Origin of the sequence: Amycolatopsis thermophila, assembly GCF_030814215.1 — a bacterium.
Classification (GTDB): Bacteria; Actinomycetota; Actinomycetes; order Mycobacteriales; family Pseudonocardiaceae; genus Amycolatopsis_E; species Amycolatopsis_E thermophila.
This window is the reverse complement of record NZ_JAUSUT010000001.1, coordinates 437,354-458,372: the sequence shown is the minus strand read 5'-3', so window position 1 is coordinate 458,372 and position 21,019 is coordinate 437,354. Positions and strand designations below refer to the sequence as shown.

Annotated in this window: 20 protein-coding genes and 1 pseudogene; 12 read left to right on the top strand and 9 right to left on the bottom strand. The window is 71.9% G+C overall.

Translation table 11 applies throughout. From position 1 onward, the window contains the following. Positions 1-5: 5 nt before the first annotated feature. From FB470_RS02085 to FB470_RS02075, 3 genes are all read right to left on the bottom strand, one after another. Complete coding sequence (locus tag FB470_RS02085) at positions 6-1,352, bottom strand: MFS transporter (RefSeq protein ID WP_306988269.1); 1,347 nt, start codon at positions 1,350-1,352, stop codon at positions 6-8. Positions 1,353-1,413: 61 nt separating this feature from the next. Continuing rightward, on the bottom strand, positions 1,414-1,851 hold the full coding sequence (locus tag FB470_RS02080) for a MarR family winged helix-turn-helix transcriptional regulator (RefSeq protein ID WP_306988267.1): 438 nt from the start codon (positions 1,849-1,851) through the stop codon (positions 1,414-1,416). A gap of 40 nt (positions 1,852-1,891) precedes the next feature. Further along, positions 1,892-2,875, bottom strand: coding sequence for a hypothetical protein (locus tag FB470_RS02075; protein WP_306988265.1), 984 nt, complete (start codon positions 2,873-2,875; stop codon positions 1,892-1,894). 139 nt (positions 2,876-3,014) lie between these two features. Between FB470_RS02075 and FB470_RS02070 the strand changes: the two genes are divergently transcribed. After that, positions 3,015-5,639 (top strand): valine--tRNA ligase, encoded by a 2,625-nt coding sequence (locus FB470_RS02070; RefSeq protein WP_306988264.1) that lies wholly within the window; start codon positions 3,015-3,017, stop codon positions 5,637-5,639. 1,083 nt (positions 5,640-6,722) lie between these two features. Here FB470_RS02070 and FB470_RS02065 read toward each other — a convergent pair. Then, the gene (locus FB470_RS02065) at positions 6,723-7,220 is read right to left on the bottom strand and encodes a DinB family protein (RefSeq protein ID WP_306988262.1); all 498 of its coding nucleotides are present in this window, start codon (positions 7,218-7,220) and stop codon (positions 6,723-6,725) included. A gap of 13 nt (positions 7,221-7,233) precedes the next feature. Then, a complete protein-coding gene (locus FB470_RS02060) occupies positions 7,234-7,608 on the bottom strand; it encodes a DUF4180 domain-containing protein (RefSeq protein WP_306988261.1) in 375 nt (124 codons plus the stop codon). 163 nt (positions 7,609-7,771) lie between these two features. On the opposite strand from FB470_RS02060, the gene FB470_RS02055 reads away from it, so the two are divergent. Then, positions 7,772-8,218, top strand: a complete 447-nt coding sequence (locus tag FB470_RS02055; RefSeq protein ID WP_306988260.1) for an ATP-binding protein — start codon at positions 7,772-7,774, stop codon at positions 8,216-8,218. Here the strand turns inward: FB470_RS02055 and FB470_RS02050 are convergent. The 3 genes from FB470_RS02050 to FB470_RS02040 form a co-directional block, all read right to left on the bottom strand. Then, positions 8,180-9,073 (bottom strand): SGNH/GDSL hydrolase family protein, encoded by an 894-nt coding sequence (locus FB470_RS02050; protein WP_306988259.1) that lies wholly within the window; start codon positions 9,071-9,073, stop codon positions 8,180-8,182. The genes FB470_RS02055 and FB470_RS02050 overlap by 39 nt on opposite strands. A gap of 110 nt (positions 9,074-9,183) precedes the next feature. Further along, positions 9,184-10,350: an acyl-CoA dehydrogenase family protein gene (locus FB470_RS02045; RefSeq protein WP_306988257.1), complete on the bottom strand. Its 1,167-nt coding sequence runs from the start codon at positions 10,348-10,350 to the stop codon at positions 9,184-9,186. Beyond that, the gene (locus FB470_RS02040; RefSeq protein ID WP_306988256.1) at positions 10,347-11,528 is read right to left on the bottom strand and encodes an amidase; all 1,182 of its coding nucleotides are present in this window, start codon (positions 11,526-11,528) and stop codon (positions 10,347-10,349) included. Before FB470_RS02040 ends, FB470_RS02045 begins: the two co-directional genes overlap by 4 nt. A 70-nt stretch (positions 11,529-11,598) precedes the next feature. Between FB470_RS02040 and FB470_RS02035 the strand changes: the two genes are divergently transcribed. Then, complete coding sequence (locus tag FB470_RS02035; RefSeq protein WP_306988254.1) at positions 11,599-11,874, top strand: DUF2277 domain-containing protein; 276 nt, start codon at positions 11,599-11,601, stop codon at positions 11,872-11,874. Here FB470_RS02035 and FB470_RS02030 read toward each other — a convergent pair. Continuing rightward, positions 11,862-12,456: pseudogene (locus FB470_RS02030) on the bottom strand (class I SAM-dependent methyltransferase). The gene FB470_RS02035 and the pseudogene FB470_RS02030 sit on opposite strands and share 13 nt — an antisense overlap. Positions 12,457-12,529: 73 nt before the next feature. Between FB470_RS02030 and folC the strand changes: the two are divergent. The 9 genes from folC (at position 12,530) to FB470_RS01985 (ending at position 20,966) form a co-directional block, all read left to right on the top strand. Next, the gene (folC, locus tag FB470_RS02025; protein ID WP_306988252.1) at positions 12,530-14,002 is read left to right on the top strand and encodes a bifunctional tetrahydrofolate synthase/dihydrofolate synthase; all 1,473 of its coding nucleotides are present in this window, start codon (positions 12,530-12,532) and stop codon (positions 14,000-14,002) included. Continuing rightward, entirely contained in the window at positions 13,999-14,400 is a 402-nt protein-coding gene (locus tag FB470_RS02020) for a DUF4233 domain-containing protein (RefSeq protein WP_306988251.1), read from the top strand. The genes folC and FB470_RS02020 overlap by 4 nt, the downstream gene beginning before the upstream one ends. Before the next feature lie 112 nt (positions 14,401-14,512). Beyond that, positions 14,513-14,872 carry a DUF4260 family protein gene (locus FB470_RS02015; RefSeq protein ID WP_306988249.1) on the top strand — a complete coding sequence of 120 codons (360 nt, stop codon included), beginning with the start codon at positions 14,513-14,515 and terminating at the stop codon, positions 14,870-14,872. Positions 14,873-14,932: 60 nt separating this feature from the next. Next, positions 14,933-16,474, top strand: coding sequence for an alkaline phosphatase D family protein (locus tag FB470_RS02010; protein WP_306988248.1), 1,542 nt, complete (start codon positions 14,933-14,935; stop codon positions 16,472-16,474). A gap of 57 nt (positions 16,475-16,531) precedes the next feature. After that, positions 16,532-16,942 carry a nucleoside-diphosphate kinase gene (gene ndk / locus FB470_RS02005; protein ID WP_017987723.1) on the top strand — a complete coding sequence of 137 codons (411 nt, stop codon included), beginning with the start codon at positions 16,532-16,534 and terminating at the stop codon, positions 16,940-16,942. Positions 16,943-17,013: 71 nt separating this feature from the next. Continuing rightward, positions 17,014-17,769, top strand: coding sequence for an IclR family transcriptional regulator (locus FB470_RS02000; protein ID WP_306988247.1), 756 nt, complete (start codon positions 17,014-17,016; stop codon positions 17,767-17,769). A 57-nt stretch (positions 17,770-17,826) separates the two neighbouring features. Continuing rightward, positions 17,827-18,738: an ABC transporter ATP-binding protein gene (locus FB470_RS01995; RefSeq protein WP_306999016.1), complete on the top strand. Its 912-nt coding sequence runs from the start codon at positions 17,827-17,829 to the stop codon at positions 18,736-18,738. Beyond that, on the top strand, positions 18,738-19,541 hold the full coding sequence (locus tag FB470_RS01990; RefSeq protein WP_306988245.1) for an ABC transporter permease: 804 nt from the start codon (positions 18,738-18,740) through the stop codon (positions 19,539-19,541). Before FB470_RS01995 ends, FB470_RS01990 begins: the two co-directional genes overlap by 1 nt. Positions 19,542-20,138: 597 nt before the next feature. Continuing rightward, complete coding sequence (locus tag FB470_RS01985) at positions 20,139-20,966, top strand: ABC transporter permease (protein ID WP_306988243.1); 828 nt, start codon at positions 20,139-20,141, stop codon at positions 20,964-20,966. The last annotated feature ends 53 nt before the right edge of the window (positions 20,967-21,019 follow it).

Here is a 21,019-nt window from a genome sequence, read left to right as displayed (position 1 = left end):
GTCCACTATCTTGCGGCAGCGGCCGACCTTGGTCGAGTACCGCAGTTCCGGAGTGTCCGGTCGGCGACCGTCACCACGAACAGCACGACGCCGATCCCGATGAGCGCGGCCGCCAGCTCGTGCAGGCCCTGTGAGCTGGCCTTGTCCCCGAAGCACAGGGCGATCAGCGTGGACGAGCCGATCGCGCCGAGGTACTGCGCGGTGCGGAACAGGCCGCTCGCGGTGCCGATCACCTCCGGCGGCGTCTGGCCGTAGAGGACGGTCTGATTGGTCACACTCGTCAGGCCCTGCCCCAGCCCGAAGACCGCGGCGAGCACCACCAGCGCGCCGATCCAGGTCCCGTCGCCGACGAACAGCAGCAGCACCGACCCGGCGAGCAGCGCGAGCGAGTTGACGACCAGACGGCCCTTGAGCCGGGTCGGTCTGCCCGCCGACGCCGCGGCGAGCACCGCGACCACGGACATCGGCAGCAGCAGCGCCCCGGCGGCGGACTCGGTGAGCCCGCGCGCCGACTCCAGCCACTGCACGTAGCCGAACATGATCGAGTAGACGATGAGGAACGCCAGCGCCTGGCGCAGGTAGGTGCGCAGCAGCGGGGCGTTGCCGGCGAGCATCCGCAGGTCGATGAACGGGCGCCGGGCCCGCAGTTCGACCCGCACGAACAGCGCGCCCAGCGCCAGCGCGGCACCGAGCAAGTACAGGTCGGACACCGCGGGCGCCATCACGTAGAGCAGCACCGCCAGCAGGGTCGCGGAGAACAGCGCGATGCCGGCGAAGTCGATCGGTTCGCGCGTCCGGGTGCGCACCGGGTCCTTGGGCACCCAGACGAACGCCAGCACGAGCGCGACGGCGGCGAGCGGGATGTTGACGGCGAAGATCGCGGGCCACCCGGCCAGGCCGATCAGCGCGCCACCCAGCGTCGGGCCGATGACCATGACCGTCTGCGAGGCCATGGCCAGGACGGACAGGATGCGGCTCGGCACGCCGCCGCCGATGGCGTCCGCGCGCTTGCGCAGCACGGCCATCGCGGCCGGGAAGCCGGCGCAGGTGCCGATCCCGAGCACGACCCGGACCGCGATGAGCCAGCCGAGGGAGAAGGCGAGCAGGCCGCCGATCCCGGCGAGCATCACGATCGCCGCGCCGGCCAGTAGCACGCGGCGCGCGCCGAAGCGGTCCACGAACAGCCCGACCACCGGCTGCCCGACGGCCGTGGCCAGGTACAGCGACGTGATGAGCCACGCGGTCGCGCCCGGCCCGGCGCCGAAGGCCTGGCCGATCGGCACCAGCGCCACGGCGATCAGCGTGGAGTTGATGGGGTTGAGCACCGCGCTGGCCACCAGTGGCAGGACCATGCGCGGGGGATAGGCGGTTCCGGATCGCGTCATCGTGCGCTGAGCCGTCGTCACCACTTCCTCATCGCTGCGCCAGCTTCTGCAGCAGGGGCAGCACGTCGTCGATCTTGCGGCGCTCCTCGGGCGTGAGGTCGTCCACGAGCGCCTGCGCCAGCCATTCCTCCCGGTGCTGGTGCACGCCCCGCACGGTCTTCTCGCCCAGGTCGGACAGGGCGATGACCACGCGGCGGCCGTCCCGCGGGTCGCGGCTGCGGCTGAGGTAGCCCAGCTCGTCGAGCGCGGCGAGCGTGGACGCCATCGACTGCTGCCGGACGTGCTCGGCCGCCGCGAGCTGCGCCTGGGTGGCCGGGCCGTCCCGGTGCAGCCGCGCGAGCACGGCCGACTGCGACGGCGTCAGCACCCCGGCGTTGTCCACCTGCCGCAGGCGGCGGTGCAACTGCCCGACGACGCCGCGCAGGGCACCCGCCAAGCGCGCGACGTCGTTCGGAACCCGGGTCATATACACAGTCTAGGCTGTTGAGTCTGGCCTGTCGAACCGGTCAGTCGCAGGGGTTGCTGACCTCCGGCATCGGCTGCGTGACGTCGAACAGCGCCGCCTCGTTCTGGACCGGCCCCCCGTCAGAGCCGAGCTCGCTGTACGCGGGCGCCAGGTACCCCTTCTTCGCGGGGCCGCAGGCCATCGAATGGACGATGGAGTTCGTCCTGGTGACCCAGAGCCCCCGGTCGGCCTTCGGGTAGTTCGAGCCCGCGATCATTTCGAAGTCCACCTCGTGGCGCATGAACACGTCGATGTACCCCGGGCTCATGATCGGCGTGTAGCCGTCCGGGTCGAACGCGTAGCCGACGACGAAGCTGGCGTGCAGGGTCAGCCGCCCTGAGTCCGTGCCCGGCGCGGCGGTGATGGTGCCGCTGATCCGGGGGTTGGCGGGCAGGAGCTTGAACCCCTCCGCCGCGAAGCTGACCTGCGACATGACCGCGTCACTGCTGCGGTCGGCGATGTTGCCCGCGGATGCCGGCCGCGCGTTCGGGGCGAGGAGGTTCAGGTAGGCCGAGCCGTCGCGGGCTTCGATGGTGTGGCGGTCCAGCCGCGCCGCGTGGATGGCCTTCTTCACCTGGTCCACGGCGTTCTGCACCTGCGCCGCGCTGATCCGGCCGACCGGGCCGGTCGGCGGGACGGTGAGCGCGTCCACCGACTCGCCCCAGGTCTCGGCGGGTGTGCCGGCGAAGGGGCGGGTCAGGTCGACCTGGGCGATGTCGGGCAGCACGCTCGGCGCGGTCGGGCGGATCTCGGCCGGCGGTGGCGCGCTCCCGTCGTAGTGGGCGGAGGTCGACCGGCCCCACTGGACGAGCCCGAACACGGCCCCGGCGACGACGACCAGCGACCCGGCGGCCCACGCGATCCGCTTGCCGATCCGGCCCCGGCGGCGCTGCCTGCGCAGGTCGCCCCGCGCTTCCCGCACCGCGCGCCGCTGCCAGTCCGGGTCCCGCAGGTCGGGGTGCTGGGAGATGTCGTTGTCGTCCACTTCGGATTCGCCTTCCGGTTCGATCTTCGCCTTTCTGTCGGCCGGCGGCGGGGTTCGTTACCGGCGTGACGGAGATCGTTACGGGCGCGCAAGGAAGGCGGATGCGACGCGGAAAGGCCGGTTCGTACACTTACCGGTTGTGACGGAGAACCCTCTTGACCAGCAGCCCGCCCTCCCGGCCGCGTGGAACCCGGCCGACGAAGAAGCCGCTCTCTACCAGCGGTGGGTAGACGCGGGCTACTTCACGGCGGACGCCGGGTCGGACAAGCCTCCGTTCACCATCGTGCTGCCGCCACCCAACGTCACCGGCAGCCTGCACATGGGGCACGCGCTCAACCACACGCTGATGGACGTGATGACGCGCCGCCGCCGCATGCAGGGCTACGAGGTGCTCTGGCTGCCGGGCATGGACCACGCCGGCATCGCGACCCAGAACGTCGTCGAGCGCGAGCTGGCCAAGTCCGGCCTGTCCCGCCACGACCTGGGCCGCGAGAAGTTCGTCGAGCGCGTCTGGGAGTGGAAGGCCGAGTACGGCGGCAAGATCCTCGGCCAGATGCGCCGCCTCGGCGACGGCGTCGACTGGTCGCGCGAGCGCTTCACCATGGACGAGGGCCTGTCCCGCGCCGTCCAGACGATGTTCAAGCGCCTGTTCGACGAGGGCCTGATCTACCGCGCCGAGCGGATCATCAACTGGTGCCCGCGCTGTCTGACCGCGTTGTCCGACATCGAGGTCGAGCACTCGGAGGACGAGGGCGAGCTCGTCTCCATCCGCTACGGCGACGGTGAGAACTCGATCGTCGTGGCCACCACCCGCGCCGAGACGATGCTCGGGGACACCGCGGTGGCCGTCCACCCGGACGACGAGCGCTACCGGCACCTGGTCGGCACCGAGGTCGAGCTGCCGCTGACCGGCCGCCGGATCCCGATCATCGCCGACGAGCACGTCGACCCCGAGTTCGGCACCGGTGCCGTCAAGGTCACCCCGGCGCACGACCCGAACGACTTCGAGATCGGCCGCAGGCACAACCTGCCGATGCCGACGATCATGGACGAGCGAGCCACCATCACCGCGCCGGGCCCGTTCCAGGGCCTCGACCGGTTCGAGGCGCGCCCGGCGATCGTCGCGGCGCTGCGGGAGCAGGGCCGGATCGTCGCCGAGAAGCGGCCGTACCTGCACGCGGTGGGCCACTGCTCGCGCTGCGACACCGTCGTCGAGCCGCGGCTGTCGCTCCAGTGGTGGGTCAAGGTCGAGCCGCTGGCCCGCGCGGCCGGTGACGCGGTGCGCGACGGGCGCACCAAGATCCACCCGCCGGAGCTGGAGAAGCGCTACTTCGACTGGGTCGACAACATGCACGACTGGACCATTTCGCGCCAGTTGTGGTGGGGTCACCGCATCCCGGTCTGGTACGGCCCGGACGGCGAGACCGTCTGCGTGGGCCCGGACGAGCAGCCGCCGTCCGGCGAGGGCTGGACCCAGGACCCGGACGTCCTGGACACCTGGTTCTCCTCGGGACTGTGGCCGCTGTCGACACTGGGCTGGCCGGAGCGGACCCCCGACCTGGCGAAGTTCTACCCGACCAGCGTGCTGTCCACCGGCTACGACATCCTGTTCTTCTGGGTCGCCCGCATGATGATGTTCGGCCTCTACGGTGGCGACGGCGTGCAGCCGTTCGACCACGTCTACCTGCACGGGCTCATTCGCGACGCGCAGGGCAAGAAGATGTCGAAGTCCCGCGGCAACGTCATCGACCCGCTGGACTGGATGGACAACTACGGCGCCGACGCCACCCGCTTCACCCTCGCCCGCGGCGCGAACCCGGGCGCGGACATGGCGCTGGCCGAGGAGTGGGCCGCCGGGTCGCGCAACTTCTGCACGAAGCTGTGGAACGCCACCAAGTTCGCGCTGATGAACGGCGCGACCGTGGCCACGCCGCTGCCGTCGCCCGGCGAGCTGACCGAGGCCGACCGCTGGATCCTCGGCCGCCTCGCCACCACGGTGTCCGAAGTGGACGAGCTGCTGGAGGACTTCCAGTTCGCCAAGGCCATCGACCGGCTCTACCACTTCACCTGGGACGAGCTGTGCGACTGGTACCTGGAGCTGGCGAAGGTCCAGATCGCGGGTGACCGGGCCGAGAGCACGCGCTCGGTGCTGGGGCACGTGTTCGACACCGTGCTGCGGCTGCTGCACCCGGTGATCCCGTTCATCACCGAGAAGCTGTGGCGGGCGCTGACCGGCGGCGAGTCGCTCGTGATCGCTTCCTGGCCCGAGGCCGACCACTCGTACGCCGATGCCGCGGCCGACGCCCGGATCGCCGATGTGCAGAAGCTGATCACCGAGATCCGCCGGTTCCGGTCGGACCAGGGGTTGAAGCCCGGTCAGCGCGTCGCGGCGCGCGTCAACGGCGAGGGCTTCGGCGACGTGGCCGGGCACGAGGAGGCGGTCCGGTCGCTGGCGCGGCTGACCGCTCCGGAGGACGGGTTCACCGCGTCGGCGTCGGTCGAGGTGAGCCTGTCCGTCGGGAACGTGCACGTCGAACTGGACCTGTCCGGCGCGGTCGACGTGGCCGCCGAGCGGAAGCGGCTGGAGAAGGACCTGGCGGCGGCGCAGAAGGAGCTGAAGCAGACCGAGGGCAAGCTCGGCAACCAGGCGTTCCTCGACAAGGCGCCCGCCGAGGTCGTGGACAAGATCAAGGTGCGCCGCGACGCCGCGGCGGCCGACATCGAGCGCCTGACCGCACGCCTGGCCTCGCTGCCCGCGGCCTGATTCCCGGGCCGCAGGACGGCCGTGCCCGGCCCGCGGCGGTGGCTGCCCGTGCGCTTCCGCGATGGAGGCCTACGAGCGGCAATCGCCCGGGGCGGGCGTCCGGCCGTCGACACCCTCCTACGGGAGGCATGTGGTCAGCGCCGGCCCTCCGTGGCGCGGGGGATGACCGCCTGCGACGGTCGACTGCGGGACTCTGCCGGTCGTGGCTCCATCGCCGGTGAGCCACGGCCAGTGCGCCCGCGCTGTTCACCGAAGGTGGCAGCGAGCGGGCGCCACGCATCCCCGCCTACCACCGCGTGCTATAGCGGCCCCGGCTCTGTGTGCTGCGGCCACCTACGACCGAATGCCGCGGCCACTCATCCGCCACCGACAGCTGGTGGCCCACCGTCTCTACCACTGAGGCGTCACCGCTCACCACCGCGCGCCGCGGCTGGCCGGTACCGTGTGCCGCGGCCACCACGGGCCACGGCCAGCGGTGGCTCACCGTCTCTACCACCGGATGCCGCCACCGCTCACCACCGCGGGCCGCGGCTGGCCGGTACCGTATGCCGCGGCCACCGCCCGCCACCGCCAGCGGTGGCGCACCGTCTCAACACCGCGCGCCGCGGGTGGCCGGCACCGCATGCCGCGGCCACTACGCGCTACCGCACGCTGCGCCCACTCACCACCGCTTGACCCGGCGACCCGCCCCGGCCACCGAACGATGCCATCGCCCGCCACCGCGTGTCGCAGCCATCACCCACTCCGCGTGCCGCGGCCACCAGCGCGGGCGGCGGTCGCCCGCCATCGCGTGCCACCACCCCGCGCCGCGGCGGCCCCACGGTGCGCCGCCGCTACCCACCACCGCCCGTCGCGGCAGCCCACCGCCTCCACCGCCGCACGTGGCGGCGACCTGTCTCCACCCAGCGCCGCGACGCCCCAGCGCCGCGCTGCTGCCCCGGCGCCGCGACGCTCCGGCGCCGCGCTGCCCCAGCGCCGCCACGCTCCGGCGCCGCGCTGCCCCAGCGCCGCCACGCTCCGGCGCCGCGCTGCCCCAGCGCCGCGCCCGGCCCAGCGCCGCGACGCCCCCGGGCGGACCGGGCGTCAGCGGCCCACGGCACCGTCGATCTGTTCGCGCAGGATGTCGGCGTGTCCGGCGTGCCGGGCGGTCTCCTCGATCAGGTGGACCAGCAGCCAGCGCATGGACGGCGGCTCCGCCTCGCGCAGCGTGCGGGCGCCGGGGCGGTCGAGGTCCTCGCATGCGGCGATGATCTCGTTGCAGCGCCGCACCGTCCGGCGGTAGTCGTCGATGAGCCCCGCCACGGTGTCGGCCGGGTCGGGGGTGAGCTCGTCGTCCCGCAGCGAGCCTTCGCCCCGGTACGACCAGACGAACCAGTTGTGCTCGACGCCGGTCAGGTGCCGGAGCAAGCCCAGCAGGCTGGTGCCGGACGACACCCCCGGAGTGCGGGCGACGTCGTCCGGCACGCCGGCGGCCTTCGCGATCACGGCCTCCCGCAGGTAGTCCAGGAAGGTCGTCAGCGTGGTCTTTTCGTCCGCGTTGACGCTGGGGGGTCCCACGTCTCCGCGCTGGGTGCTCGTCATCGGACCACCCTAGTCAGGCCGCGGCGCGGCCGAGGCGCGTTTCGAGAACGTCCAGGTCCGGCACGAACCACAGTTGCCGGCCGCGGTTGGACTCCGCGACGTAGGCCGCCAGCGCCGCACTGCCCGCCGTGAACGGCGCGATGTCCCCGAGGATCGCGAGCCGGAAGCCGTAGTTCAGCAGCTTCTGCGTGATCGCGCCCGCGACCCCGGTGCTCAGCTCGAAGAACTCCGGTGCCAGGCGTTCCACCGGCAGCACGATCAGCTCGACCTCGTCCCAGTACAACCGCCCCACCAGGTCGAGCGCGTCCGCCTCCGTCGCTATGCGTGGCCCCTCGGGCGCGCACCGGAAGGTCCGAACCCCGCTGATTTCCGTGATCGTGTCAACCATACTTCTACCCTATCCTTCCCTATTAAGCGGAAGCAAAGGGAATTAAGCGGTATTGAAGGGTATCGAGAGTCGGGCATCCAATGAGGTCCAAGGTCCCTGTTGCCCATTCACTCGACAGTGTGAAGATGAAGGGAACCTGCACACCCTCGAGTGGGGGAAGCCGATGGACAGCACGTCCCGCCCGTCCGGCTGCACCGAGACCAGCCTCCACTGCCACTGGCCCGCGTCACCGCGCGACATCACCGAACTGCGGTACGAGCTGGTGCGCTGGGCGCACGACCTCGACCTGCCCGGTCACCTCGCGCACGCCATCGGCCTGGCCGGCTACGAGGCGCTGACGAACTCGGTGACCCACGCCTACCCGGACGGCAAGGGCGGCCCGGTCGAACTGCACGCGAGCCGCGACCACGACCTGATCGCGGTGACCGTCATCGACCGCGGCCGCTGGAAGCCGTTGCCGCCGGGCCGCACGATGGCCGACGGGCGCGGGTTCAGGCTCATCCGCGGGCTCGCCGGGCACGTCGAGATCACGGCCTCCGACGAGGGCACCACGGTGTCGATGACCTGGCAGCTACCGCACCGCGACGGCCGCGCCCGCTCCATCGCGTAGCGCCGCGAGGGTCGTCGCCGCGACGCCCTGCATCCCGGTGAACAGCGGGTGGTAGTTCGCCGCCCACGGCTTGAGGTCCTTGCCGTTGATCCACGCCTGACCCGGCGGAGCGCAGGCGTCGTGCCCGAGCGACGGACCATAAGTGTCCACATAGGACGCCTTACCGTCCTCGGCGACCGCCTTCTCCAACGCCGCGTTGAGTTCCTCCTCGACGCTGTTGAGCCACGGGTAGTCGCCGTCCGCGAAGGGCAGGATCTGCGGGCAGGTGCCCGTCGGCGGGGCGATGCGCGGGTAGCCGATCACCAGCACCTCGGCGTCCGGCGCGCGGTCGTGGATCTCGCCGAGCACCGCCGTGACGTTCGCCTGCGTCTGCGGCAGCCGCGCCTTGATCGTGTCGACGCCGTCGACGGTGAAGTGCCGCTCGCACGGGTTGCCCGCCGGGTCGGAATCCCGCAGCCCGGGGCAGGTGCCGATGATCGTGCCGAAGACGCCGTAGTCGTTGCCGCCGATGCCGAGCGTGACCAGGTCGGTGTCCGCGCGCAGCGCGTCGAGCTGCGGCGGGTTCGGCCCGAGCACCACGTCCTGCGGGGCGACCATGTCGTGGGTGTCCGCGCCGCTGCACGACACGTCGGTGAACGAGCCGACCCGCAGCGCGATCGCCAGCAGTGACGGGTAGTTGGCGGTGGACCGCAGGCAGCCGACCGGGTCCAGGCGTTGCAGCGGGATCAGCGGTCCGGCCGTGTAGGAGTCGCCGAGCGCCACGTAGTGCCGGTAGCGGGGCGTGGCGGAGGCGGTGAGGGCGGACGCCAGCAACGTGCAGGCGGCGACCAGGACGACGACCATGCTGCGGCGCATGAGTTCTTCTTAATCGCTGCCGGCCGCGTCCGGCGCCGCCGATCGGGTGGGGCGGGCCGGTTATCACCTGTGCGGGTGTCGACCGGACGGCCGCCCGCCACCCGTTCGCCTCAGCGGTAGGCGCTCTGGCCGGTCAGCAGCTGGCCCAGCACCAGCGTGTGGATCTCCTCGGTGCCCTCGTAGGTCAGCACGCTCTCCAGGTTGTTGGCGTGCCGCAGGACCGGGTACTCGAGGCTGATCCCGTTCGCCGCCAGGATGGTGCGCGAGGTGCGGGCGACGTCGATCGCCGTGCGCACGTTGCTGAGCTTGCCGAAGCTGACCAGTTCCGGCGGCAGGTCGCCGGCGTCCTTGCGCCGGCCCAGGTGCACCGCGAGGAGCATGCCCTTGTTCAGCTCCAGCGCCATCCCGACCAGTTTCTGCTGCGTCAGCTGGAAACCGCCGATCGGGCGCCCGAACTGCTCCCGGCTCGCCGCGTAGTCCAGAGCGCTCTCGTAGCAGGTGCGTGCCGCGCCGAGGGCCCCGAACAGGATGCCGAACCGCGCCTCCGACAGGCACGACAGCGGCCCCTTCAATCCGGTCACGCCGGGCAGCGCCGCGTCGGCGGGCAGGCGCATGTCGTCGAACGACAGCTCCGCCGTGGCCGACATCCGCAGCGACAGCTTGTGCTTGATCTCCCGTGCGGTGAAACCCGGGGTGTCCGTCGGCACGACGAACCCGCGCACGCCCTCGTCGGTGCGCGCCCAGACCACCGCGACGTCGGCGAGGGTGCCGTTGGTGATCCACATCTTGGCGCCGTTGACGATCCAGTCGTCGCCGTCGCGGCGGGCGTAGGTGCGCATGTCGCCGGGATCGGAGCCGCGGTCGGGCTCGGTGAGGCCGAAGCAGCCGATCGCCTCGCCGCGTGCCATCGCCGGCAGCCACCGGTCCTTCTGCTCGTCCGAGCCGTACTTCCAGATCGGGAACATCGCCAGCGAGCCCTGCACGGACACGAAGCTGCGCAGCCCGCTGTCGCCGGCCTCCAGCTCCAGGCACGCCAGGCCGTAGGCGGTCGCGCTGGTGCCCGCGCAGCCGTAACCGGTCAGGTGCATGCCGAGCAGACCCATTTCGCCGAGCTGCCCGACCAGGTGCCGCGGGAACGTCGCGTCCTCGAACCACTGGCCGGCGTGGTCGGCGACCTCCTTGCGGACGAACGTCCGCACCGTGTCCGCGATCTCGCGCTCCTCGTCGTGGAGCAGGCCGCGGATGCCGAGCAGGTCGCGCGGGTCGGGTTTGGTCATGACCGGGAGCCTCCTTCGATCGTGGTGCCGAGCAGGCAGAGGAGGGCCTCCCGCCGTCGGGGCCCGACGAGCTGGGCGCCGACCGGGAGGCCGTCGGCGGTCAGCCCGGCCGGGACCGTCAGCGCGGGGTGCCCGCTGACCGCGGCCAGCGCGGTCAGCCGGTAGTAGGCGTTCTCGATCGCCTCGGCCCGCCCGCCGACCTCGACCGCGTCGGCTTCGGCGAGCGCGGCGGCGACCGGCACGGTGGGCATCAGCAGGGCGTCGACCTCGGTGAACGCGTCGTCCACCTCGCCGGCGATCGCGGCGGCGTGCTCGCGGGCCGCGTCGTAGTCGTCCCGCGTGACCTCGCTGCCGGCCTTGAGCTGCCCGATCGCGCGGCCCCGCAGGCCGGACGGGTCGTCCTGGTAGGCCTGCCACCACAGCTGCGCCGACTCGAACAGCATGGTCGTGAACCCGGCGGACCGCGCGTGCCGGTGGCCCAGCGGCAGCTCGACCGGCACGATCTCCGCGCCCGACGCCCGCAGGACGTCCCGCGCGCCTTCGACGATCCGCAGCACCTCCGGATCGATCTTGGTGCCCCACAGGTGTTCCGGCCAGCCCAGCCGCAGACCCTCGACGCTCTCCGGCGCGCCTTCCACCGCGCCGCCGAGGATCCGGTGCACCTCGAGGCACTCCGCGGCGGTCCGCGCGATCGGCCCGACGGTGTCCATCGACGGCGTCAGCGGGGTCACTCCGCGCATCGAGATCGTGCCGTGGGTGGGCCGCAGCCCCGCGACGCCGCACAGCGCGGCCGGGATGCGAATCGAGCCGCCGGTGTCGGTGCCCAGCGCGACCGGCACGTCCCCGATGGCGACCGCGACCGCCGACCCGCCGCTCGAGCCGCCCGCGTCCCGTCGGGGGTCCCGCGGGTTGCGGCAGCCCGGGGTGCGGACCGACCAGGCCAGCTCGGGCACGGTGGTCCGGGCGACCGGTACGTAACCGGCCGCGCGCAGCCGGGCGACCGGTTCGGCGTCCTCGGCCGCGACGTGGTGTCCCAGACCGGGCGTGCCGTTGCGGGTCGTCTGGCCGGCGACGTCGAGGAAGTCCTTGACGGCGAAGGGGATCCCGGTTGCGGGAACGGGGTGGCGCTCGACGTACGCGCCGAAGTCCGTGGCCAGGGTGTACACCTCCTCGTGCACTCGAAGCTGCCCCGAGCTTGCCCGATCGGAGTGTCCCCGTCGAGGCCGCGGCGCGCGTACCCTCGGCCGCATGTGCCGAAACATCACCGTGCTCCGCGGGCTGGAGCCGTCGGCGACGGCCGAGGAGATCGAGGCCGCCGCGCGCCAGTACGTGCGGAAGGTGACCGGCGTGCAGACGCTGTCGGACGCCACGCGCGAACCCTTCGAACGGGCGGTGGCCGAGATCGCCGAGATCACCACGCGGCTGCTCGACGAGCTGCCCGCGCGCCGCCAACCCCCGGCCACGGTGCCGCCCCTGCGCCGCCCCGAGGTGCAGGCGCGCATCGCCGCGCGTCAGGCTCGGTAGAGCAGCAGGTAGCGGAAGAACAGCAGCGGCCGCACGGTCCGCCCGGGCAGCAGCGCCGCCGACTCGCGCCGCACCTGCGTCATCGTCGTCTCCCAGTCCCGAACCGGGGGCGACGCGACGGGATCGGGGCCGCCGTTCAGGTGTTCCCCGGCCACCACGACGAGCCGCGCCGCCAGGTTCACCGGCGGCGCGAGCAGGCCCCACTTCACCCAGTCCCCGGGCGAGCGCGGCTTCGCCAGGCCGAGGACCGCCAGCACTCCGCCCGGGTTCAGCGCCGCGCAGTTTCGTCACCGTCTCGAACGGCACGTGGTGCAGCGACGCCAGGCACGAGACGAAGTCGTAGCGCCCGAGCTCGGCCGTCGTGACGTCTTCGTTGCGGTAGGTGATCGCGGCCGGCCCGAGCGCCCGCGCGAGCGTGATCATCTCCGCGGACGCGTCGATGCCCTCGACGGCGAGCCCCGCTGCGGCCAGCCTGCGGGCGAACCGTCCCGACCCGCAGCCCACGTCGAGCGCGGTGCGCGCCCCAGCGGGCACGTGCCGCAGCAACAGCCGGTGGTAGGCGTGGTTGTGGTCGAACGGCATGCAGCCCAACCTGCCAGGACCGGCGAAAGTAGACTCGGCGGGGTAGTCGGCCCCGGCTGAGTAGGGAGAACGTGTGACATCGGGCGAGGACGAGGAGTACCCGGCGGAGCTGTCCAGCGGGGGCAACTTCGTGGCCGGGCCCCTGCCCGACGATCCGGCCGAGATCGACCCGGTCGACCTCGAGGAGATCGAGCGCCGGGCCCGCCAGGAGCTGCTGCGCGTCGAGGCCGAGCTGAACCAGCGCTGGCCGGAGACGAAGATCGAGCCGTCGCTCGACCGGATCACCGCGCTGATGACCGTGCTGGGCGACCCGCAGAAGACGTACCCGGTCATCCACGTGGCCGGCACGAACGGCAAGGGCTCGGTCACCCGCCTGGTCGACGCGCTGCTGTCCCGGCTGGGCCTGCGCGTCGGCCGCTACACCAGCCCGCACCTGCAGCTGGTCACCGAGCGGATCGCGCTCGACGGGCATCCGATCGCCGCGTCGAAGTACGTGGACGTCTACCGCGACATCGAGCCCTACGTCGGCATGGTGGACGGCGCGGGCGGCCCGAAGATGAGCAAGTTCGAGGTGCTCACCGGCATGGCGTTCGCGGCGTTCGCCGACGCCCCGGTCGACGCCGCCGTCGTCGAGACCGGCATGGGCGGCACGTGGGACGCCACCAACGTGGCCGACGGCCAGGTCGCCGTCATCACGCCGGTCGGCCTCGACCACACCGACTACCTGGGCACGGACCTCGGCGAGATCGCGGGGGAGAAGGCCGGGATCATCAAGCCGGGCAGCGTCGCGATCATCGCCGAGCAGGAGCCCGAGGCGCTGCGCGTGCTGCTGGAGCGGGCCGTCGAGGTCGACGCCACGGTCGCGCGCGCGGGCAGCGAGTTCGGGGTGCTGCGACGGGAGATCGCGGTCGGCGGGCAGATGCTGAGCCTGCAGGGCCTCGGCGGCGTCTACGACGAGATCTTCCTGCCCCTGCACGGCGCGCACCAGGCGAACAACGCGTTGCTGGCGCTGGCCGCCGTCGAGGCCTTCTTCGGCGCGGGCAAGGACCGGCGGCTGGACATCGAGGCGGTGCGCGAGGCGTTCGCGGCCGTGGAGAACCCGGGACGGCTGGAGCGCGTCCGGTCCGCACCGACGGTGCTGCTCGACGCGGCGCACAACCCGCACGGCGCGCGGGCGCTGGCCACCGCGATCGAGGAGGAGTTCGCCTTCCGCAAGCTCACCGCGGTCATCGGCGTGCTCGACGACAAGGACGTGCGCGGCATCCTGGAGGCGCTCGAACCGGTGGTCTCCGACGTGGTGGTCACCAAGAACAGCTCGCCCCGCGCGATGCCGCTGGACGAGCTGAACGAGCTGGCGCTGTCGATCTTCGGCGAGGACCGGGTGGTCGCCGAGTCCAGTTTGGACGCGGCGGTGGAGACGGCCGTGGCGCTGGTCGAGGAGAGCGACGACCCGGGCGAACCGCTGGCCGGTGGCGGCGTGCTGATCACCGGCTCGGTCGTCACGGTGGGGGACGCGCGGACGTTGTTCGGGAAGGAGCCGGCGTGAGCGAGGAGAAGACGGTGCGGCCGCCGGCGAAGGACCCGATGAAGTCCTTCCGCGGGGTCATGGCCGGCACCCTGATCTGCGAGGCGATCACCGTCGGCCTGGCGGTGCCGATCATCGCCAACCTGGGCGGCGGTGTGGGCACGGTCCCGGGCTGGGGGGTCATCGTCATCGCCGTCCTGCACGTCCTGCTGTGCGGGGTCCTGAAGCGGCGCTGGGCGGTGCCGGTGATCCTGGTCCTGCAGGTCGCGCTGATCGCGTACTTCTTCGTGCAGGTCGCGATCGGCATCATCGGGCTGCTGTTCGCCGCGTTCTGGTTGTGGGCGCTGTGGCTGCGCAATGACGTGGCCAAGCGGATGGCGCAGGGACGCCTGCCGAGCCAGCAGCAACCCACCGAGTAGCGGCGATCCGAACCGAGAGCGGTGCTCTTGACAAAGGGCGCCGATGCGGGCACGCTCGTCCATGTTGAGAGCACTGCTCTCGAAATGGATACCCGATCTCGGAGGAGTTCCCGTGAAGCGCATCGCCTGGGCCGTCGCCGCCGCCTTCCTGCTCGCGTTCGCCGTGTTCGAGGCCGTCGAGCACGGCGGGTGGACCGTCGGCGCCGTGCTGCTGGGCCTGATCGGGCCGGACCTGACGTTCCTGGCCGGGATCGGTGCCCCACCGGCCGGTCGCGGCATCCTGCCGCGGCGGGTCGTGCCGTTCTACAACGCCGCCCACCATTGGGCGTCGCCCGTGCTGTTCCTCGTGGTCTTCAGCTTCGTCCCGAACACCTTCCCCCTCGCCCTGGCCTGGCTCGCACACATCGCCGTGGACCGCGTCTTCGGTTACGGCCTGCGCACCGCCGACGGCCGTCAGCGAGCCGCCGCGTAATTCACCGGGCGGACAGCCGGAGTTGGCCCTCCGGCTTCCGCCGCCGCATAGAACACCGGCATGACCGAACAGACGCGACGCTCCGCCCTCAGAACCGGCCTCGCCGGCGCCGGTGTCCTGGCCGCCGGTGTCCTGGCCGGCCCCCTGGCGAGCGCCACCACCCTCGTCCGCACGGACCGCCCGGTGCTCACCCACGGCATCCAGTCCGGCGACGTGACCCCCACCTCCGGACTGGTCTGGACCCGCGCCGACCGGCCGTCCCGGATGGTCGTCGAGATCTCCCGCGACCCGTCCTTCCGCAACGCCCGCACCGTGCGCGGTCCGCTGCTCACCCCGGACACCGGCGGCACCGGCAAGCTGCGGATCTCCGCGCTCGCCCCGGGCACCGAGGTGCACTACCGCGTCACCGCCGAATCCCTCGACGGCCGCGTGCGCAGCGAACCGTTGGCCGGCACCTTCAAGACCGCGCCCGTCGGGCGCAGCGACGTCCGGCTTACCTGGTCGGGCGACGTGGTCGGCCAGGGCTGGGGCATCAACCCCGACATCGGCGGCCTGACCGCCTACTCCGCGATGCTCGCCCGCAAGCCGGACCTGTTCCTGCACAGCGGCGACACGGTGTACGCCGACGGCCCGCTCACCGAGTCGGTCACCTTGCCCGACGGGCGGGTGTGGCGCAACATCGTCACCCCGGAGAAGTCGAAGGTCGCCGAAACCCTCGACGAGTACCGCGGGCAGTTCGCCTACAACATGCTCGACGACAACGTCCGCGCGTTCACCGCGGCGACCGCGAGCTACGTCCAGTGGGACGACCACGAGGTGACCAACAACTGGTACCCGGGCGAGATCCTGGATCTGCCGCAGTACACCGAAAAGCGCGTCGACGTCCTGGCCGCGCGCGCGTTCCGGGCCTTCCACGAATGGCAGCCGATCGACCCGAAGCGCGCGGTCGACGGCCGCGTCTACCGCAGCTTCACCTACGGCTCGCGGCTCGAGGTGTTCGTCCTGGACATGCGGAGCTACAAGGACGCCAACACCGCCGACCAGACCCGGCCCGGGCACATCCTCGGCGAGAAGCAGGCGCAGTGGCTCGTCGACGGCCTGTCCCGCAGCCGCGCGACGTGGAAGATCGTGCAGGCCGACCTGCCCATCGGGCTCGCGGTGCTCGACGGCACCGGCATCGAGGGCGTGGCGAACAACCGGCCCGGCGCGCCCGCCGGCCGGGAAAGCGAAATCGCCTGGGTCCTGCGTGAACTCGCGAAGCGCAAGGTGCGCAACACGGTGTGGCTGACCGCGGACGTGCACTACACCGCGGCCCACCACTATTCGCCGGACCGCGCGGCCGTGCAGGATTTCGACCCGTTCTGGGAATTCGTTTCCGGGCCACTGCACGCGGGTGCGTTCGGCCCGAACACGCTCGACCCGACCTTCGGCCCGGAGGCGGTTTTCGTGCACGCCCCGCCCGCGGCCAACACCTCGCCGATGGGCGGTTTCCAGCATTTCGGCGAAATCAACATCGACGGCGGCACGGGCGAACTGCGCGTCGATCTTCGTGACGGCACCGGCGCCGCGCTGTGGTCGACCACCCTGGAACCGCGGCGCTGACCAGGCCAGTAGGCTTCCGGTCAATCCGTGCACGTGTTCTTAAGGAGAAACGCAGTCGTGAGTGAACGCACGCTGGTCCTGGTCAAGCCCGACGGCGTACAGCGCGGCCTCGTCGGCGAGGTCATTTCGCGCATCGAGCGCAAGGGGCTGAAGCTGGCCGCGCTGGAGCTGCGCACCGTCGAGCGTTCGGTCGCCGAGGAGCACTACGCCGAGCACAAGGACAAGCCGTTCTTCGGCGACCTGCTGGAGTTCATCACCTCCGGCCCGGTCGTCGCGATCGCCGTCGAGGGCGTGCGGGCCATCGCGGCCTTCCGCCAGCTGGCCGGCGGCACCGACCCGGTGGAGAAGGCCACTCCCGGCACGCTGCGCGGGGACTACGGCCTGGAGACCCAGTTCAACCTGGTGCACGGCTCGGACTCGCCCGAGTCGGCCGAGCGCGAGCTGAAGCTCTGGTTCCCCGACCTGTGACCAACCGGCCGAGGGGGCTTCCGGTGTGGTTGATCCCCACCGGGAGCCCCTCGGCGATTTACCATCAGGGGATGACCGCCAACGACGGCGACGTCCCGAAGTCCGTGCTGGCTCGCGGCCTGCGGCTGCTCGACGCGTTCGAACCTGCCGACGTCGAACTCTCCCTGGCCGAACTGTCCGCGCGCACCGGCCTGCCGAAGGCCACCGCCCACCGGCTGGTCGCCGAGCTCGTCCGGTGGGGCGGACTGGAGCGCGAGGGCGCCTCCTACCGCTTGAGCATGAAGCTCTTCGAGCTCGGCCAGCGCGTGCCCCGGCGCCGCGAGCTGCGTGAAGCCGCACTGCCGTACCTGCAGGACCTGTACGAGGCCACGCACGAGAACATCCACCTCGCCGTGCCGGACGGCTGCCACACGTTGTTCCTGGAGAAGGTCACCGGCCACCGGTCCACACCCATCGTCTCGCGCGTCGGCGGCCGCATGCCGGTGCACTGCACCGCGACCGGCAAGGTGTTCCTCGCGCTCGGGCCGCCGGAGTACTTCCACCGCGTCACCGAGGCCGGTCTCGCGCGCCGGACGCCCCGCACGATCGTCGCGCCGGGGTTGCTCAGGCGCGATCTCGACCGGGCCGTCGAGCGCGGGTACGGGGTCAACCACGAGGAAGCCGAGCTCGGTGTCGCCGCCGTGGCCGCCCCGGTGTTCGACCGGAACCGGCGCCTGATCGCGGCGGTGTCCATCACCGGGAGCACCGCGCGGCTCGACGTGGAGCGGCTCGCCCCGGCCGTGCGGACGGCCGCGTCCGCGTTGACCCGGGAACTGGCCGCGCCGTAAAACGATCGAAAACTGTCGGTGGTCGGTCGTAGTCTGCCAGGCGTGGACGAACCGAGCATGGTGCAGGCCAAGGCGCTGGTGAAGCGCTTCGGCGACTTCGAGGCGGTGCGCGGGATCGACGTGGAGGTCCGGCGCGGGGAGGCGTTCGGGTTCCTCGGGCCCAACGGCGCCGGCAAGTCGTCGACCATGCGGATGATCGCGTCGGTGTCGCCGCGTTCGGACGGTGACCTGACGGTGCTGGGCATGGACCCCGACATCGAGGGCCCGCGCATCCGCGCCCGGCTCGGTGTCGTGCCGCAGCAGGACAACCTCGACAACGAGCTGACCGTGCGGCAGAACCTGCAGGTCTACGGCCGCTACTTCGGGCTGTCGCGGGCGCACGTGCGGCGCAAGGCGGTCGAGCTGATGGAGTTCGCGCAGCTGTCCGACCGCGCCGGGGACGAGGTCGAGCCGCTGTCCGGTGGCATGAAACGGCGGCTGACCATCGCGCGCGCCCTGGTCAACGACCCGGAGCTGCTGCTGCTCGACGAGCCGACCACCGGGCTCGACCCGCAGGCGCGGCACCTGTTGTGGGACAGGCTGTTCCGGCTCAAGGCCCAGGGCGTCACGCTCATCATCACCACGCACTACATGGACGAGGCCGAGCAGCTGTGCGACCGGCTGGTGGTCATGGACGGCGGCCGGATCGTGGCCGAGGGGTCGCCGTCGGACCTGATCCTGCGCTATTCCACGCGGGAGGTGCTGGAGTTGCGGTTCCCGCCGGGGCAGGAGGCGCCCGCTGACCGGGTGGCCGACCTGGCCGACCGCGTCGAGGTGCTGCCGGACCGCCTGCTGCTCTACACCGCGGCCGGGGAGGCCGCACTGGAGCAGGTGCACCAGCGAGGCGTGCGGCCGTTGTCCTCGCTGGTGCGGCGCAGCACCCTGGAGGACGTGTTCCTCCGGCTGACCGGACGGACGCTGGTGGACTGATGAGCGTGGTGTCGACGGGCCGGGTGGTGCCGGCGTGGCAGGGCGCGTGGTTGCGCGTCGAGGGCTACTGGGCGTGGTACCGGCGGTACTGGAAGTCCAATGTGTACTCGACCGGTCTGCAGCCGCTGCTGTTCCTGCTCGCGATGGGGCTGGGCTTCGGTTCCCAGGTGCAGGCGGGGCCCGCCACCGGCGGACTGTCCTATGTGCACTACATCGCGCCCGCGCTGCTGGTGTCGGCGGCGCTGCAGAACGCGGTGGGGGAGTCGACGTACCCGGTGCTGTCGGGGTTCAAGTGGCAGAAGGACTACCTGGCCGTCACGGCGACGCCGGTCACGCCCGGGCAGGTGCTGGGCGGGCACCTGATCTGGGTGACGTTGCGGCTGCTGCTGTCCGGTGCCGTGTACGCGCTGATCGCGATCCCGTTCGGGGCGTGGTTGAACGCGGGGGCCGTGCTGGTCGTGGTTGTGGGCGCCGTGACGGGTCTGGCGTGCGCCGCGCCGGTGACCGCACTGGCCGCGACGACCTACGACGAGGGCACGAGGTTCAACGGCGTGTTCCGGTTCGTGGTGATGCCGATGACGTTGTTCGCGGGCACGTTCTTCCCGGTCGAGCAGATCCCGCTCGCACTGCGGTGGCTGGCGTGGATTTCGCCCTTGTGGCACGGCAACGAACTGGCGCGGGGCGTCACCCTGGGCGGCCTGCGGTGGTGGCCCGCGCTCGGTCACCTGGCCTTCCTGGCGGCCCTCTTCGCCGTCGGGGCCTACCTGGCCCACCACTACTTCTACCGACGACTGGTGGTGTGAGACCGCCATGCCACAGGACACGATTCACGCGGACCAGCTCCCGACCACTCCGCGTCGCTGGGACCGGCCACAGCGCGCCTCCCGCAGCGGCTACCCGACCCGTGCCCACTCCCCGCGCCGCGCGACACTGCTGCTCAAACCCGCCCGCCGCGGCGTCCCGCTTCGGGGCCTCCGGCCCGCCTTCCACCCGCCGACGCCCGCCGCTGCGCCAACGTCGGTCCCGCATCCATCACCCCAGCGCCCTCTCGGCCCGCCGAGGAGCTGCGCCATGGCCGTGCTGAGGGAACTCGCCCGCGGCGGCGTCCCGCTCCGGCTCCTCCCGCCCGGCCTCCACCGCGCCCACACGCTTGGCCGGTTCCCCACCGTCCCCCTTCCCTGGGACCAACCGAAACTCGTCGTGCGCAGCGGCCGGCCAACCCGAGGCCACTCCCCGCGTCGCGCGACACCCCTGTTCGGACCCGCTCGCCGGGGCGTTCCACTGCACACACTGCCGCCCGGCCGTCACCCGCGGACGCGCCTCGCCGCGCCAACGTCGGTCCCGCATCCATCACCGCGGCGCGCGCCCCGCGCCCTCTCCGCTCGCCGAGGAGCTACGCCATGACCGTGCTGACGGGACCCGCCCGCCGCGGCGTCCTGCTCCGGGTCCTCCCGCCCGGCCTTTACGCCGGCCGGGCGAGCAAGATCGTCGAGCGGTCGGTCCTCGCCTACTCGCGTATGTGGCTGGTGTTCGCCTCCGGGGTCCTGGAGCCGCTGTTCTACCTCGTCGCGTTCCAGATCGGCTTCGGCAGGCTGGTCGGCGACGCGACCGGTCCGGACGGCGCCCCGATGAGCTACGTCGCGTTCGTCGCGCCCGCCCTGCTGGCCTCGTCGGCGATGAACGGCGCGATCTTCGACAGCACGTTCAACGTGTTCTTCAAGTTCCGCTACGCCAAGACCTACGACGCGATGCTGGCGACTCCCATCGGCCCGCTGGACATCGCGATCGGCGAGATCTCCTGGGCGGTCCTGCGCGGCGGCCTCTACTCGGTGGCGTTCTTCGTAGTGATGGCCGTGATGGGGCTGGTCACGTCGCCGTGGGCGCTGCTGCTGATCCCGGTCGCGCTGCTGATCGCGCTCGCCTTCGCGGCGGTCGGCATGACGTGCGCGACCTTCCTGCGCTCGACGTCCCAGTTCGACTACATCCAGCTGGCCGTGGTGCCGATGTTCCTGTTCTCCACCACGTTCTACCCGCTGTCGGTGTACCCGGAGGTGCTGCGGATCGTCGTGCAGTGCTCGCCGCTCTACCACGGGATCCAGCTGATGCGGGAGCTGGCAGTGGGTGCCCTGCACCCCGGCATGATCGGCCACATCGCCTACCTGGCCGCGCTGACGGCGTTGGGAATCTGGGGCGCGACCCGCCGGCTGAGCGGACTGCTCCTGCGCTGACCCGGCACCGTCAGCCGCCCCGGCCGCGGTGCGATTCGCGCGTGCTCACGCGC